This is a genomic window from Streptomyces sp. NPDC041124, assembly GCF_055592385.1.
In genome coordinates this window covers 373,030-387,934 of the sequence record NZ_JBVIYR010000001.1, presented here as the reverse complement: position 1 = coordinate 387,934, position 14,905 = coordinate 373,030, and the positions used below count along the sequence as shown (strand labels likewise).

Genomic DNA, 14,905 nt, shown 5'->3' with positions numbered 1-14,905 from the left:
GAGCCGCGAGGACCGGACGGACCGACCAGGACGAACGGACCACCAGGACGAACACCGACCGGGACGAACACCGACCGGGACGAACACCGACCAGGACGAACACCGACCAGGACGAGCGGCAGAAGACGAGCCACCGGAACGAGGAGCAAGCGACTCATGAGCCTGCGGGCACGCATCAACTCCCCCGAGGAGCCGGGCGGACGGGGCGAGGACGGCCACCTGGTCGCCTCCTACCGGGCCAAGCTCCTGGAGGAGATCGACCTCGCGGAGATGAGCTCGCTGGCCGCGGCCGAACGCCGGGCCCGGCTGGAACGCGTCCTGGGCCACATCATCAGCCGCGAGGGCCCGGTCCTGTCGACCGTCGAACGCTCCCAGCTGATCCGCCGCGTCGTCGACGAGGCACTCGGCCTCGGCATCCTGGAACCGCTGCTGGAGGACGCGTCGATCACCGAGATCATGGTGAACGGCCCCGACGCCATCTTCGTCGAGCGCGGCGGCCGGGTCGAGCAACTGCCCCTGCGGTTCGCCTCCAACGACCAGCTCATGCAGACGATCGAACGCATCGTCTCCACGGTGAACCGCCGCGTCGACGAGGCCAACCCCATGGTCGACGCCCGCCTCCCCTCCGGCGAGCGCGTCAACGTCATCATCCCGCCGCTGTCCCTGACCGGCGCCACGCTCACCATCCGCCGCTTCCCGCGCTCCTTCACCCTCCAGGAACTCATCGGCCTCGGCTCGCTCGACGAGCAGATGCTGTACCTGCTCGCGGGACTGGTGCAGGCCCGCTTCAACGTCATCGTGTCGGGCGCCACCGGCACCGGGAAGACGACCCTCCTCAACGCCCTCTCCGGCCTGATCCCCGAGGGCGAACGCATCATCACCATCGAGGACTCCGCCGAACTCCAGCTCCAGCAGCCCCACGTCATCCGCCTGGAGTCCCGCCCCCCGAACGTCGAGGGCAAGGGCAAGGTCACCATCCGCGACCTCGTCCGCAACTCCCTGCGCATGCGGCCCGACCGCATCGTCGTCGGCGAGGTCCGCGGCGGCGAGTCGCTCGACATGCTCCAGGCCATGTCCACCGGCCATGACGGCTCCCTCGCCACCGTCCACGCCAACAGCGCCGAGGACGCGCTGATGCGCCTGCAGACCCTCGCCTCCATGTCCGACGTGGAGATCCCCTTCGTGGCGCTGCACGACCAGATCAACAGCGCCCTCGACGTGATCGTCCAGCTCACCCGCTTCGCCGACGGCGCCCGCCGCATCACCGAGATCGCCCTGCTGGAGAGCCACGGCTCGGAGCCGTACCGGCTGGCCACGGTCGCCCGCTTCCACGCGCAGCCGATGACCGCCGACGGCCGCGTCCACGGCGCCTTCGAGCACTACCCCCTGCCCCGCCGCACCGCCGACCGCCTCTTCATGGCGAGCCAGCCCGTCCCGCAGGCGTTCGGCGTCGCCCACTCCGCCGACCAGCTCGCCACCCGAGAAGCCAGGTAGGAACCATCCCCATGGATCTGCAGAACCTGATCAGGCTGACCACCGGCATCGCCCTGCTGACCTGTGTGCTCGCGGTCGTCGGGGTGCATTCCTACGCCTCCGGCAGGGCGCAGCGCCAGGCGCTGGTGGACCGCCTCTCGGCCACGGGTCAGATCCCGGTCGTCGGCCGCCGGCGCCACTTCCCCACCCTGGACCGCCGGCTGCGCCGCACCAAGCTGGGCAGGAAGCTGGAGCTGCGCCTGCTGGCCACCGGCCTGGACATCACCCCCGGCGAGTTCTTCGCCGCCATGCTCGCCACCGTCGCCGGGCTGTGGCTGATCGGCCAGGCCACCCTCGCCCCGTTCTTCGGCCCGATCGCCGGACTGCTCGGCATCTGGGTGGCATGGCAGTTCCTCAACTGGCAGCGCCAGAAACGCATCGAGAAGTTCATCAACCAACTCCCCGAGCTGGCCCGCATCCTGGCCAACGCGACCCAGGCCGGCCTGGCGCTCCGCACGGCCATCGGCATGGCCGCGGAGGAACTGGAGGCCCCGGCGGGCGAGGAACTGGCGAAGGTCGCCAACCAGCTCGCGGTCGGCGCGTCCATGGACGACGCCCTCGGCGAACTCGCCGACCGCCTCCCCTCCCGCGAACTGGTCGTCCTGGTCACCACCCTGGTGCTGTCCAACCGGGCGGGCGGCCAGGTGGTGAGCGCCCTCCGGAACCTGACCGAGACCCTGGAGGAACGCAAGGAGACCAGGCGCGAGGTCCGCACCCAGCTCTCCCAGGTGAGCATGACGTCGTACGCCGTTCCTGTCCTCGGCGTCGGCTCGTTGTTCCTGATGAACGGGGTGAAGGACGGCGCCCTCGAGCGCATGACCGGCTCCCCGGCCGGCCAGGCCGCGGTGATCATCGCCTTCGGGCTGTACGCCGTCGGCTTCGTCCTCATCCGCCGACTGTCCCGCATCGACGTCTGACCGGAGAGGAGGCTGACCGACATGGGACTTCTGCTCGCCCTGCTGATGGGCCTCGGAGTGTGGGGCGTCTTCGCCGGCATCCGCATGTACCGGGCCGAGGCGAAACTCCCCGGCGACCTGATGCTGGCCCTGGAGGTCGGCTCCACCCGCACCGGCGCCGTCGACTCCCTCGTCGACCGCATGGGCATGCGCTACGCCCCCGCCGTACTGCGCGTCATGGGCCCGGCACGGGTCGCCAAGTACCGCCGCAAGATCGACCTGGCGGGCAACCCCGGCGGCCTCACCATCGACCGCTACGCCGCCCGCCGCGCGGTCTACGGCGCCCTGGGCGGCGTCGGCTTCCTGGTGTTCCTCATGCGCGGCCAGCTCTTCGTGGCGCTGCTGCTGCTCGCGTTCGGCGCGTTCTGGACGGAGGTCGGCATCTGGTCCGCGATCCGCATCCGCAAGGACGTCATCGAGCGGACACTGCCGGACTTCCTGGACGTCCTGGCGGTCGTGGTCAGCGCGGGCCTGGGCTTCCGGCAGGCACTGGACCGGGTGTCGTCGAAGTACGAGGGTCCGTGGGCTGACGAACTGCGCATCACACTCCGGCAGATGGACCTGGGCATGAGCCGCCGGCAGGCGTTCGCGGAACTGCGCCGCCGCAACGACTCCGAGCAGGTGGCGATGTTCGTGACCGCGCTGCAGCAGGGGGAGGAGCTGGGCGCGCCGATCGTCGACACGCTGGTGTCGCTGGCCAAGGACATGCGCCGCACGGACGCGCAGAACGCCCGCAGGAAGGCGGCCCGCGCGGTCCCCAAGGCCACCATGATGATCACCACCTTCATGGTCCCGGCCACGATGATCCTCCTCGGCGCCGGCCTGATCCTCGGCTCCGGCACCGACTTCGGTTCCCTCACGGGCGAGTAGGGCGGAGGCAAGGCTCACCATGACCACGACGAGAGAACGCACGCGGCTGCGCCGCCGTCCCGCCGAACCGTCGGAGATCACCACCCCGCCGGCGGGCACGGTCCTCCCGCCCTACGCGCGAACCGGCGCCCCGGACGTCCCGGTGACGTCGGTGACGCCGATGCTGCCACCGGGCTGGGAGCCGGTGCGCGGACCCGCGGCAGCCGGCGGCACCGAGCTTCCACAGGGGCCACCCGTACCCGACGGCGGACCCCGCACGGGGGATGCGGGCGGGGACTCCCGCCCGGCCGAAGGCAGGACGCGCCCGCCGCACCCCGCGCCCGACGCGCAGATCCAGGCCAACGCCCTCCAGGCCCTGTGCCGGCAGGTGTTCGGCTTCCGCCTGGCGATGATCGCCGTGGCCGCCCCCGCCGCCCTGCTCAACGCCGGTCCCGGCTGGGGCACCCGCCTCGTCGCGACCGCCGTGGTCGTCACCTTCATGGCGTCCTACATCCTCTTCCGCGACTGGGAACGCTTCGGCCCCCTCCTCCTGCGCCACCCCACCCTCCTGGCCGTGGACACCCTCTTCGGGGCCCTGCTCCTGGTCTCCGCCGGCCCGGACACCACCCTCGCCTACGTCAGCGTCTGCACCCCCCTCCTCGCGGGCCTGGTCTACGGCTGGCGAGGCGCCGCCGTCTTCGCCAGCCTCCAGGGCCTGATCCTCCTGCTGGTCTACGCGACCCTGGAGGACCCGCACACCGACCTGGCCCAGACCCTGCTCCTCCCCGGCCTCTGCGTGGTCGCGGGAGCCGTCGGATCCAGCCTCCGCAAGCTGATGCTCCGCCTGGGCCAGGCGACCCAGGCCCTCACGACGATCCAGGCCCGCCTGGCGGTGACGGAGGCGGTCAGCGCGGAACGGGCCCGCCTCGCCCGGGAGATGCACGACTCGGTCGCCAAGACCCTCCACGGAGTGGCCCTGGCGGCCGACGGCCTGGCCGCCACGGCGGGCGCCCCGAGCATGACCCCCGGCCTGGTGAAGCAACAGGCGGAGCTGGTGGCCCGCTCGGCCCGCCGAGCCGCCGCGGAATCGCGCGAACTCCTCGCCGACCTCCGACGCGAGTCGGACCCGGACCAGGGCACCGACGTCCTGGTCGAACTCGCAGCCCGCACGCGCGACTTCAGCAAGCGCACCGGCCTGCCGGCGTCGTACGCCCCGACCGGCGAGGACACCGTCCCCCCGGTCCCCCCGGCGGTGGCCCGCCAACTCCTCACCATCGCCCAGGAGGCCCTGGAGAACGCCCACCGGCACGCGAGACCGACCCGCGTCGACGTCCGCGCGGGCGTCCACGGAGACCTCCTCCGCATCAGCGTCTACGACGACGGCTCCGGCCTCCCCCCGGGCACGAACCTCGAGAACCTGCGCAGGGCGGGCCACTTCGGCCTGGTGGGCATGGTCGAGCGGGCCGCCTCGGTGGGAGCCCGCATCCGCATAGGCCGGGGCACCCTCGCCCAGGGCACGGAGGTCCGCCTGGAACTCCCGCTCGCGGCGGTGACGCCGACAACTCCGACGGAGGGCACGCCATGACGACACCACCGCCGAACCCGTTCGAGGACGTCCCCCCGCCGGCCTCGCTGCGCGTGGTCGTGGCGGACGACAACCCGGTGGTCCGCGCCGGCCTGACCGCCCTCCTCACCGGCCGCGAGGACATCACGGTCGTCGCGGAGGCGGCGGACGGCAGGGAAGCCTACGAGGCCGCCCGCACCCACCGCCCCGACGTGGTCCTCCTGGACGTCCGCATGCCCGGCGTGGACGGCATCGCCGCGCTCCCCTACCTGGTGGGGATCGCCCCGGTCGTGATGCTGACCTACAGCAGGGAATCAGAGATCGTCCAGGAGGCCCTGCGCAGGGGAGCGGGCGGCTACCTGGTGCACGGCGAGTTCACGGCGGACCAGCTGGTGTCGGCGGTGCGCGACATCAAGGAGGGCCGGCCGCACTTCACCCCCACGGCGGCAGGTGCGTTGCTCTCGCAACTCCGGCAGGGCCCCGGCCCCGCTCAACCCCTGCCGGAAGGGCTGGGTGCGACGCACGCAACCCCCCATGAGCGCAACGGGATCGGCCTGCCCCGCATCCCGAACCCACCTACTTCTGCGGAAAACCTTTCGCGACTGCAACCAGATGTGGCACAGTCGACGTCTGGACGGACAGGTGGCCGGCCGGCCGCTCCGGACAGGTCCGGGTTTCAACTCAGCACGAGGGAGGCGGAGATCATGGACCTCATCGCATCCGGCATGAACAACCAGCAGATCGCCGCCACCTGCTTCATCAGCGAGAAGACGGTCAAGAACCACATCAACCGCATCTTCGCCAAGCTCCACAGCACCAGCCGTTCCGAGGCCGCGGCGAAGTGGCTCGGCACGGCACCGGGTTCGGGTCGAGGAGTGGGGGGACTCCGGTGACAACGAGGGCAAGGAAGCGGTGGGTCCGCGATTGGGCCCGGGAATGGGCCCTGGGACCCTCTGGCGGACGGGGCGCCCGGACGTACGTTTCTCCTGTCGAAAGCGGCCCCACCAACGAGGCCGCCACCGCGTCAGCCGGAGGGGACCACCATGAGCAACTGGATCAACACCACCGTCAGTTACCTCCAGTCCCGCGCAGCCCGCGACGACAAGGGCCAGACCGCGGTGGAGTACCTCGGCATCATCGCGGTGGTCGTGGCCATCGTGCTGGCGATCACGGGGACGGACATCGGGCAGTCGATCTACGACGCGATCACGGAGCAGATTGCCGAGGTCACCGGCTGATCCGGCTGTTCCGTAATTACGGCGACGCAGGGCAGGCTTTCCCCATTTACATCACGGTGGTGGGGGGCCTGCTCTTCCTCGCGTTCGCATACTTTGCAGTCGGCCAGGCCGCGGCAAACCGTAACGACGCCCAGACAGCAGCTGACGCGGCGGCGCTCGCAGCAGCCCAGGACAGGCGGGAAAAGCTCGCTGACGCGTTGACGAAGAACATCAACGATCCCACGGTGTGGGCGGAGATTTTTGCTGGCTACGCGCCGGGGATCAGTCCCTCGTGCTGGCGTGCCTATCAGCTTGCCGCGCAGAACGACGCGACCGCTTTCTGCACGCCCAGTGGGCCTTTGTCGTTCACGGTGCAGGCTGTGACGATCGGGACAGTCGGAGAATCTATCGTCCCGGGCACTGAGAACAAGAGGTCCCGTGCAGAGGCCACTGCGGTGATCGAGCCTCGCTGCGACTTCGAGCTACCGACAGCCGGTGTCCTGGGCCTGCTCACTTGTGAGGGCAAGGAGTGGGAGTTGGACCCGAAGGCGCCTGCGGAACTGCTCCCGAAACCCGAAGATCTGTTCGACGTCCACCTGGCCGACTGACAGCGAACGACGAGTGACGAAGGAAGCGGAAGGCATGAGTATGCGGTTCACGACGAAGGCCCGCAGGGGGGTGGTCGCGCTGACTATGGCGGCCGGACTGGCCCTCGGAGTGGCTGGCTGCGGTGGTGGGGGAGATGACGACAAGAGGCCGGAAACCTCGGCGTCCGCGACCAAGGACCGTGGTTCCGACCCCAGTGCGCAGGAGGGACAAGCAGACGAACTTCTCGCTGAACTGAGGGGTTCGAACGGACTTCTTCTCCAGATTACGTCTGCACAACGCGATGCCGGGGGGTTCGTCACGGTCAATGCCACGTTGAAGAACGACGGAGCTAAGAGCACCGTAGTCCCGGCTGCCCTGAGCGGAAATGAAACGGAGATCATTCGGAACGGACGGTCGCTGGGAGGGGCCACGCTAGTCGATTCGAAGGGAAAGAAGCGGTACTACGTACTGCGAGACACGGACGGCCGCCCGTTGACCACTACGGGGTTCTCGACAGTCAAGGCAGGAGAGAGCCTGTCCGTTTTCATGCAGTTCCCCGCCCCGCCCACGGAGGCCTCCGAAGTCACCTTCCAGCTGCCGACCTTCGCCAGCGGCACCATCCAGATCTCTGGGTGAGGCAGAGGATGACTCATAACCGCCTGCTCCTCATCGCGACCGTCGCCACTCTCCTGGCCGTGAGCCCGGGCGTGGCCCATGCCGACGACGGCCCCAGCGTCCCTCCCGGTACCGAGGCCACCCCCTCGGCTCCCGTCGAGCTCGACCCCAACGACCCCGACCTCAAGCTCCCGGACGGCGCCACTCTCGCCGAGCCGAAGGTCCTGGACATCAAGCAGGTCGTCGAGGACCAGAGCGGCGACGAACGCCGCGAGGACACCAACTCCGACGTCAAGTTCGCCCTGCAGGCCGAGGTGCTGTTCGGCAAGGACAGCGCCAAGCTCGGCGGGGAGGCGAAGTCCCGCATCGCCGCCATCGCGGACGAGATCAAGACGCAGAACGCGACGAGGATCCGCGTGTTCGGCTTCACGGACAACCTGGGGTCGTCCGCCCACGGCGACGTCCTGTCCCGTAAGCGGGCCGATGCCGTGCACGGCGTCCTCGTGAAGGAGCTGAGCGACTCCGACGTCACGTACGAGGTGCGTGGTTACGGCGAGCAGTACCCGATCGCCGACAACTCCACGGAGGCCGGCCGCAAGAAGAACCGGCGGGTGGAGATCTCCTTCCCGCGCTCGGAGGGCTGATCACCCGGCGTCGAGCTGGTGATCGGCCCAGACGTAGGTCGCGGGCAGCAGGTCGGTGACGGGCACGGCCCGGAGGTCGTCACCGTCACCGACGATGACCCGCACCTCCGGGAAGTAGTCGAGGAGTACCTGGCGACACCGGCCGCAGGGTGGCACCACCCCGCGGTCGCGGTCGCCGACGGCCACCACGGTCTCCCACTCGTACACGCCCTGGGCGGCCGCCGCGCCGATGAGGACGAGTTCGGCGCAGGGGCCGCCCGTGAAGTGGTAGGCGTTCACCGCGGTGATGACACGCCCGTCCTTGGCCCGCGCCGCGGCCGCCATGGTGTGGTTGTCGCCCCGACAGCGGGTCCGTGCGACGTGGGCCGCGGCCCGTACGAGCTCTTCGTCGACGGGCTGTTCACGCGGGGTCATGTGCTGCCTCCGGCTATCTCTTCGATGATCCCGGAGGCTGCGGCGCGGCCCTCGGGTGTGGGCGTGAGCGGGTACACGTGTACCGCTCCCTCGCAGACGGTCGTCGTCACCCGGGCGCCTTCCGCGGTCGCGCGGCGCTCCAGCAGGCGCACGTCGGGAAGGGCCAGGTCACGGGTTCCGATGTACACGTGCGTGGGCGCGAGGCCGGTGAGCGGGCCGTTGACCGGGCTCAGGCGCGGGTCGGCCGGGTCGTCGCCGCCCGCCCAGGCCCGGCCCAGCTCGACCAGGCCGACCGGGGACAGCCAGGGGTCGTGGCGGGCGACGGCCGGTATCTCCGGGTTGCCGAGGGTCAGGTCCAGCCACGGGGCTATCAGCACCAGCCGGGCCGGCTGGGGCAGCCCCAGGGCGTGCAGCGTCTGGGCGAAGCCCAGGGCCAGGCCGCCTCCGGCGGAGTCCCCGACGAGGGTGATCCCGGTCGCGGACGTCTCGGTCAGCAACTGCCGGTACACCTCGGTGACGAAGGGATACGCCTCCCGGTACGTGTGCTGGGGAGCGAGGCCGTAGAGAGGGACGTCGACGCGGACGCCGGCGTCGGCGAGCGCGCCGATGAGAGCCCAGTGCTGTGTGGCGATCTCGCTGACGTAGGCCCCGCCGTGCAGGTGGACGGCGGCGCGGGAGGTCTTCCGTCCGCGCGGTGCGACGGTCCGGCACACGAACCCCGCCACCTCCCGGGTGGAGACGTCGTGACGTCTGAGCAGAGCGGCCGGCGGGCGGGCGGGCGCCTTCGCCTGGCGCAGCCGCCGCCTGGCCCGGGCGACGCTCGACGAGCGTGGCCTCATCCTGAGCCGCGCGTACAGGGCGACCCCGTGCATGGCCAGACTCACGGATCCTCCCGTTCGATCGACAGCCGCGCCCCCACCCGCAGTCCCCACCCTTCCATGGCCCCCGCCTCCGCCTCGAGCACATGCCGTGCGCGGAGCCGGGGCCGTCCGAGCCGTCCCGGCGGCATGGTGCGTACGGCGAGGACCCGGAGCCGCCGGTCGAGGTAGGCGACGTCGATGGGCATCCGCATGCGGAAGGTGTGGACACTGTTGGCGGGGGAGAGGAGCAGCGCTCCGTCGAGGGAGTCCCGCCCCAGCAGTCCGGTCGTGCGGGCCCGGTAGGAGGTGGCGATCTCCAGCGGGACACGCGCGACCGGCGGCCCGTCGTCGGGCTCCCCGCGCACCGTCAACTCCCCGTGCCCGTCCCGCCAGCGACCCATCGGCGACCGACCTCCTCACGGCGCACCCGCGCCACCACGCACCACAGCCAACACGAAGACGACCCGGTGAACGTACCTTCGGCAGGCCCTTGGGCGTCAGTGCTTTCGCAGGTGTGCCGCCAGGGCGGCGAGGGTCTGTGCCGTCCCGGCCGGGCTCGCGACGCACGGACCCTGGTGCGTGTCACCGACGACGCGGCGGGCGTCGGCGGACCGGGCGGCGCCCGGACGAGCTTGGGTGCTGCTTTGGGCCCACGGGCCCATGCCCTGACATCCGCCCCTCCTTACCCTCGGGCCGAGCCGTGAATCAAACACGGTTCGAAAAGCGGGAGTTGTGGAGGGGGCGGGCATGGCCTGGATCGGGGGAGGGGCGGCGGCCCCGCCGGCGCACGGGGGTGGGAGGCGGGACATGCCCCGGCCCCTGTCCCGTGCTCTGCTGCTCGTGCACGCGCTGTTCGCGTTCACCGTGCTCGGTGGTGCGGGCCTGCTGCTCACCGCCGCGTCGGTCGACGCGGTGGACGGCGTCTTGCTGGCCCAGGTGGGCTACGCGGCCGCTCCCGGGATGCTCGGCTGGTGGCTGGCCCGGCGCACCTGGCGGGGCGGGGCCGCGATCCGGGCCGGGCTGATCGCCGTACAGGCGTGGCTGGTCCTGGGCTCGGTGTCCAACATCGCCGACGGGTCGGCCCGCGGGCTCATCCAGCTCCTCATCCCCCTCCTCGTCCTGTTCCTCCTCACCCGCCGGGACAGCCGCGACTGGTACCGCCTCGCCGAACTCGAGCGGCGCGAGCACCGGCCCTTCTCCCTGCCCCGGATGATCCGATGGCGCCGGGACGACGGCCAGACGTCCGTGGAGTACGCCGGTCTGATCGCGGTCGTCGCGGCGATCATCGCCGCCCTCGTCGTCACGGGACTGGGCGGGCAGATCCTCACCGAGGTCCAGGCACAGGTGTGCCGGGTCACCGGAGCGGCCTGTCCCGCGCCCGGCGCCGGCGGCGGCGACGACGGCCAGGTCACCGCCGAGGACGGCGGCGAGGGCGGAGACGGCGGCGAGGGCGGCCAGGACGGTACGGCCGGCGGCACGGGGGACACCGGCGGCGACCCGACCGGCGGCACCCCCGCCGCCCCGCCCGGTGACCCCTCCGTCGTCGACCCGGTGGCCGCCGCGGACGAGATCGACGAACCGCCGTACGAGGACCCGACCGCCGGCGACGAGGACGCGGGCGAGGGTGAGGGCGACGAGGGCTGCTTCTCCGGTTTCGGCGCCTTCTTCGGGTGCGCCGGGGACCAGCTGGGGCAGGTCGGCACGGGCCTGTTCGTCGACGGCGTCTGGGGTGACCTCACCGGCATCTGGGACGTGGTGACCAACCCCGTCGACACCTGGAACGGCCTGATGGACTATGGCAGTTCCCTGGGCGACGAGTGGATGGACAACACCGCGGACGCCCGCCGGAAGTGGGACGACGGCGACTACCTCGGCGCGATCTGGGACTGGGGCGGAGCCTCCCTCGGCACCGGCGGCACCGTCCTCTTCGACTCCTTCATCGGCGACGACGTCGTCGAGCAGTGGGACAACGGCAACGAGACCCGCGCCGTCACCACCGTCATCTGGAACGTCGGCTCCCTCTTCATCCCCGGCTACGGCGAAGCGAAGATCGCCGAGAAGATCGGCTCGCTCGGCCGGCTCAGCAAGGTCGTCGACGACGCCACCGAGGCCGCCCAGGACGCCCGGCGAGCGGCCGAGGCGGGCGACCTCGACGCGCTGGAGGACGCCGCCCGCCGCGCCGACGACGCGGCCGACGAGGCGGAGGACACGGCCCGCCGCACCGGCTGCACCATCGCCGCGCCCGCCCCCCGGATCCCGTACGGCGACAGCCCGCACCCCGGCCTGAACGGCGGACCCGGCTCCGGCACCACCGTGCTCGCCGCCGGCCCCCTCGCGGACCGCCCGTACGTCCTCCTGGCGGAGGGCACCTGCGACGAGGAGGCCAGGCAGCAGGCCGAGGAGGCCCGCGCCGCGGAACGCCAGGCCTACCTGGAACGCAAGCGTGCCGAGGAACCGGCCCGTGCCCAGGACGCGCAGGCCAGGAAGAAGCAGTACCCCGACCCCGAGCACGGCGACACCAGGGATCCCCGCAACTACAACCCGCCGGACTGGGCCGACGACCTGAGCAGCCGCACCTACGGCGACGCGGACGGCGGCGACGGCTTCTGGGCGAGCCGTGACCGCAACCCCGCTCCGACCTGGCCCAACGAGTCGTGGCTGCGCTACCAGGAGCAGGTCACCGGCACCCAGCGCGGGTACGAGTACGTCGTCCCGCACCCGGACCCCGACGTGCCGGACGTCGAGTTCGACGGCTGGGACTCCTCCCGGCAGACCTTCCTGGAGGCCAAGAACGGCTACGACAGCTTCCTCACCTCCGACCGCACGGAACTCACCCCCTCCGGCAGCGAACGGCTGCTGACCGAGGCGCGCCGGCAGGTGAGCGCGGCGAACGGCAAGGACATCGAGTGGCACTTCTCCAACAAGGAGGTCGCCGACGCCGCCCGGGAGGCCTTCGAGGACGCCGGCCTGGACATCGAAGTCGTCCACACCCAGCAGGCCGACATCGCCGGCGGGAGGAAGCCGGAGGCGTTCGGCTGACGGGACGCCGGACGCACCGGGTGGCGGCCCGAGTTGCGTCCTAAGGTGGTCGCGGCAGCGGACGTGGGTGAGCGGCGAGAGAAGAGGAACGGGACATGCGACGCGTGGTGCGGGGCTTCTGGGGCCCCCGGCAGGAGTCGGCGGAGGAGCTCGCCGCACGGTGGAGCACGACGCTGGAGCGGTTCGCCGCGCTGCTCCCGGAAGCGGTGCCGGGGGGACGGACGGCGGGGCAGTGGCGCACGGCGCCGGCATCCGGGCCCGCCGGGACGCTCCGGACGGACGAGGCCGCGCTGCTGAGCGCGCTGCGCACGGCCCGGGAGGCGGACCCCTGGGCGGCGGCGAACGGGACCTCGCTGCGGCTGCTCGCCGGCGACCCCGCCCCCGGCTGGAAGGTCGAGATCGCCGGTCTCGCGGGCGGAACACCGGACAGTCTCCTCCAGTCGCTCGTCGCGACGATCACCGCCCCCGACGGGGCGGTCCTGCCCGACGCCGCGCTGCTCACCGCCGTGGCCCAGGCGTGGGATCCGGACTTCGGGGACGTCGGCGACCGGACCGTCACCGCCGCCCTGAAGAGCGAGGCCGGCTTCAAGGTCGGCACGCCGTCCATCGGCTGGACCGGCTACCTGTCCGCGGGCCGCGCCGCCCGCGTCCCCGCCGACCTGCGCGCCGAGCGCTCCGAACTCCCCACCGGGGGCCTCCTCCTGACCATCGCCTCCCCCGGGGACACCTCGGCCGTCGTCGGGGCGTACGAGACGCTCCGCAAGAGCGGCGCGCTGGAGCCCTTGCCCCGCCCGATGAACCGGCCCGCCCTGTGACAGCCCGCGCCGGCGAGCCCTACGACACCCGGCGAGCGGTGTCCGCCGTCGAGTCGGCCCTCGCCGCCCCCCTCCCCGGCCCCGGCCCCACGGCCGACGAGGGGGAGCCGGTCACCGGGGAATGGCTGTCGACCGGGGGCGAGGGGTTCCTGCTGTTCCCCCTCTGGGAGAGCGAAGCCCTCACCGGGGTGTACGACCGTGACTGGACCGACGCGGAGACGGCGGCGGAGGCGAACCTGACCGCCCTGGTCACGGAACTGGACTCCCGCTGGGGGCCGCACCGGACGCTGCCCCTGCTCGGACCGGAGTCCGCAGGTCCGTCCGGGGAGCCCTTGCGCACCCTCCTCGCCAAGGACTGCACCGGCGACCTGGCCCTCTGGGGGCCACTGCCCGGCCCCGCCCCGCGCTGGGCCGCCGTCTCCCTCAACCACTCCGACGGCGACGCCCCCCTGATCCTCACGGCCCTGGTCACCGACCGCCCGGTCGAATCCGGGTGACGGCAGGCGGGCCGTGCGGAGAGGAAGGGCCCATGACGACAGTCGGCGCGCTCTTCCGTCCCCGGCTCGCCCCCGAGCGGCTCCGCGGCGGACCTCGGGTTGGCCGGGGACGCGGAGGCCGTCGCCGCGGCGGTCCGGTGGCCGGCCGACGGTACGGACGGAAATAAAGGGGCGACAGGACGGGGCGTCCTCGGGCATCGTCGGCTCATGTCCGACCAGCAGACGCCCACGTTCTCGGAGCTCGTCGCCGAAGGCGCCGCCGTCCCCACCGAGGGATGGGACTTCTCCTGGTTCGAGGGGCGGGCCACCGAGGCCCGGCCCTCCTGGGGGTACGCGCTCGCCCTGGCGGGACGGCTGGGGGAGGCCGCTTCCGCGCTCGACATCCAGACCGGCGGGGGCGAGGTCCTGGACTTCGCCCTCGCCCGCGCCGCCCGGCGCCCCGCGCCCACCGTCGCCACCGAGGGCTGGCCGCCCAACGCCGCCAGGGCGACGGCGCTGCTCCGGCCCCGCGGTGTCGCCGTCGTCGCCTCCCCCGAGGACGCGCCGCTGCCCTTCGCCGACGAGGCCTTCGACCTGGTCGTCAGCAGGCATCCCGTCACCACCCCCTGGGGTGAGATCGCGCGGGTGCTGCGCCCCGGCGGCACGTACTTCGCCCAGCACGTCGGGCCCGGCAGCGGCGGTGAAGTGGTCGAGTTCTTCCTGGGCCCGCAGCCCCGGGAACAGTCGGAGGCCCGGCACCCGGACCGCGAGCGGCACGCGGCGGAGGCCGCGGGGCTGGAGACCGTCGACGTGCGGGCCGAGCGGCTGCGGATGGAGTTCCACGACATCGCCGCCGTGGTGCACTTCCTGCGCAAGGTGATCTGGATGGTTCCCGGCTTCACCGTCGACGCGTATCTGCCCCGGCTGCGTGCCCTGCATGAACGGATCGTGACGGAGGGCCCGTTCGTGGCCCACAGCAGCCGTCACCTCTTCGAGTTGCGCAAGCCGCGGGCATGACGGGACCGGTTTCCGCATCGTTATCGGTCCTGGCTGGCCTCCTGGCCGTCCCCTCGCGTACCTTCGGACCCAGGTGATTCGCGTAAGCAAAGCTGCGCGGTGCGGTACCGCGCGGTGGAGGGGGCTGCGCGGTGCCCGATCACCCGCGCTCCCAAGCTTGGAATCCTCCGCGGGGGTCAAGCGGACGCTGCCCTCAGGGGTCACCCGTCAGGGGGATGGCCGGAAGAGCGGTTCGGGGGTGGCGTGTCGCCGCCACAACCTGCACACAGTCCCCTCAATTCTCGGATTTCCCCAGGATGTGGCCGGGTTTCGGCCGAC

16 protein-coding genes are annotated in these 14,905 nt (G+C 71.9%); 13 read left to right on the top strand and 3 right to left on the bottom strand.

The window, feature by feature from the left end; genetic code table 11:
• The first annotated feature begins 156 nt into the window (after positions 1-156).
• From ACZ6A9_RS01840 to ACZ6A9_RS01800, 9 genes are all read left to right on the top strand, one after another.
• The gene (locus tag ACZ6A9_RS01840; RefSeq protein WP_468976437.1) at positions 157-1,494 is read left to right on the top strand and encodes a CpaF family protein; all 1,338 of its coding nucleotides are present in this window, start codon (positions 157-159) and stop codon (positions 1,492-1,494) included.
• Positions 1,495-1,505: 11 nt separating this feature from the next.
• The gene (locus ACZ6A9_RS01835) at positions 1,506-2,450 is read left to right on the top strand and encodes a type II secretion system F family protein (RefSeq protein WP_468976435.1); all 945 of its coding nucleotides are present in this window, start codon (positions 1,506-1,508) and stop codon (positions 2,448-2,450) included.
• Between the two features lie 21 nt (positions 2,451-2,471).
• Entirely contained in the window at positions 2,472-3,359 is an 888-nt protein-coding gene (locus ACZ6A9_RS01830) for a DUF5936 domain-containing protein (RefSeq protein WP_468976433.1), read from the top strand.
• 19 nt (positions 3,360-3,378) lie between these two features.
• Positions 3,379-4,923 carry a sensor histidine kinase gene (locus ACZ6A9_RS01825; protein ID WP_468976431.1) on the top strand — a complete coding sequence of 515 codons (1,545 nt, stop codon included), beginning with the start codon at positions 3,379-3,381 and terminating at the stop codon, positions 4,921-4,923.
• Positions 4,920-5,795: a response regulator gene (locus ACZ6A9_RS01820; RefSeq protein WP_468976428.1), complete on the top strand. Its 876-nt coding sequence runs from the start codon at positions 4,920-4,922 to the stop codon at positions 5,793-5,795. Before ACZ6A9_RS01825 ends, ACZ6A9_RS01820 begins: the two co-directional genes overlap by 4 nt.
• Before the next feature lie 150 nt (positions 5,796-5,945).
• Complete coding sequence (locus ACZ6A9_RS01815) at positions 5,946-6,140, top strand: Flp family type IVb pilin (protein WP_468976425.1); 195 nt, start codon at positions 5,946-5,948, stop codon at positions 6,138-6,140.
• A 59-nt stretch (positions 6,141-6,199) separates the two neighbouring features.
• Entirely contained in the window at positions 6,200-6,727 is a 528-nt protein-coding gene (locus ACZ6A9_RS01810; protein ID WP_468976422.1) for a pilus assembly protein TadG-related protein, read from the top strand.
• Between the two features lie 34 nt (positions 6,728-6,761).
• Positions 6,762-7,343, top strand: coding sequence for a hypothetical protein (locus tag ACZ6A9_RS01805; RefSeq protein WP_468976419.1), 582 nt, complete (start codon positions 6,762-6,764; stop codon positions 7,341-7,343).
• A gap of 8 nt (positions 7,344-7,351) precedes the next feature.
• Positions 7,352-7,966: an OmpA family protein gene (locus ACZ6A9_RS01800; protein ID WP_468976416.1), complete on the top strand. Its 615-nt coding sequence runs from the start codon at positions 7,352-7,354 to the stop codon at positions 7,964-7,966.
• On the opposite strand, the gene ACZ6A9_RS01795 is transcribed toward ACZ6A9_RS01800, so the two are convergent.
• From ACZ6A9_RS01795 to ACZ6A9_RS01785, 3 genes are read right to left on the bottom strand one after another with little or no spacing between them, the layout of a single operon-like run.
• Positions 7,967-8,380 (bottom strand): cytidine deaminase family protein, encoded by a 414-nt coding sequence (locus tag ACZ6A9_RS01795; protein ID WP_468976413.1) that lies wholly within the window; start codon positions 8,378-8,380, stop codon positions 7,967-7,969. It abuts the gene before it with no gap.
• The gene (locus tag ACZ6A9_RS01790; RefSeq protein WP_468976410.1) at positions 8,377-9,264 is read right to left on the bottom strand and encodes an alpha/beta hydrolase fold domain-containing protein; all 888 of its coding nucleotides are present in this window, start codon (positions 9,262-9,264) and stop codon (positions 8,377-8,379) included. The genes ACZ6A9_RS01795 and ACZ6A9_RS01790 overlap by 4 nt, the downstream gene beginning before the upstream one ends.
• Positions 9,261-9,641 (bottom strand): DUF192 domain-containing protein, encoded by a 381-nt coding sequence (locus tag ACZ6A9_RS01785; protein ID WP_468976407.1) that lies wholly within the window; start codon positions 9,639-9,641, stop codon positions 9,261-9,263. Before ACZ6A9_RS01785 ends, ACZ6A9_RS01790 begins: the two co-directional genes overlap by 4 nt.
• A 406-nt stretch (positions 9,642-10,047) precedes the next feature.
• On the opposite strand from ACZ6A9_RS01785, the gene ACZ6A9_RS01780 reads away from it, so the two are divergent.
• The 4 genes from ACZ6A9_RS01780 (at position 10,048) to ACZ6A9_RS01765 (ending at position 14,587) form a co-directional block, all read left to right on the top strand.
• Positions 10,048-12,279 carry a Tox-REase-5 domain-containing protein gene (locus tag ACZ6A9_RS01780; RefSeq protein ID WP_468976404.1) on the top strand — a complete coding sequence of 744 codons (2,232 nt, stop codon included), beginning with the start codon at positions 10,048-10,050 and terminating at the stop codon, positions 12,277-12,279.
• Positions 12,280-12,374: 95 nt separating this feature from the next.
• Entirely contained in the window at positions 12,375-13,094 is a 720-nt protein-coding gene (locus ACZ6A9_RS01775; RefSeq protein WP_468976401.1) for an Imm52 family immunity protein, read from the top strand.
• Entirely contained in the window at positions 13,091-13,591 is a 501-nt protein-coding gene (locus tag ACZ6A9_RS01770) for a hypothetical protein (protein ID WP_468976399.1), read from the top strand. The genes ACZ6A9_RS01775 and ACZ6A9_RS01770 overlap by 4 nt, the downstream gene beginning before the upstream one ends.
• Before the next feature lie 207 nt (positions 13,592-13,798).
• Positions 13,799-14,587, top strand: a complete 789-nt coding sequence (locus ACZ6A9_RS01765) for a methyltransferase domain-containing protein (protein WP_468976396.1) — start codon at positions 13,799-13,801, stop codon at positions 14,585-14,587.
• Positions 14,588-14,905 lie beyond the last annotated feature (318 nt).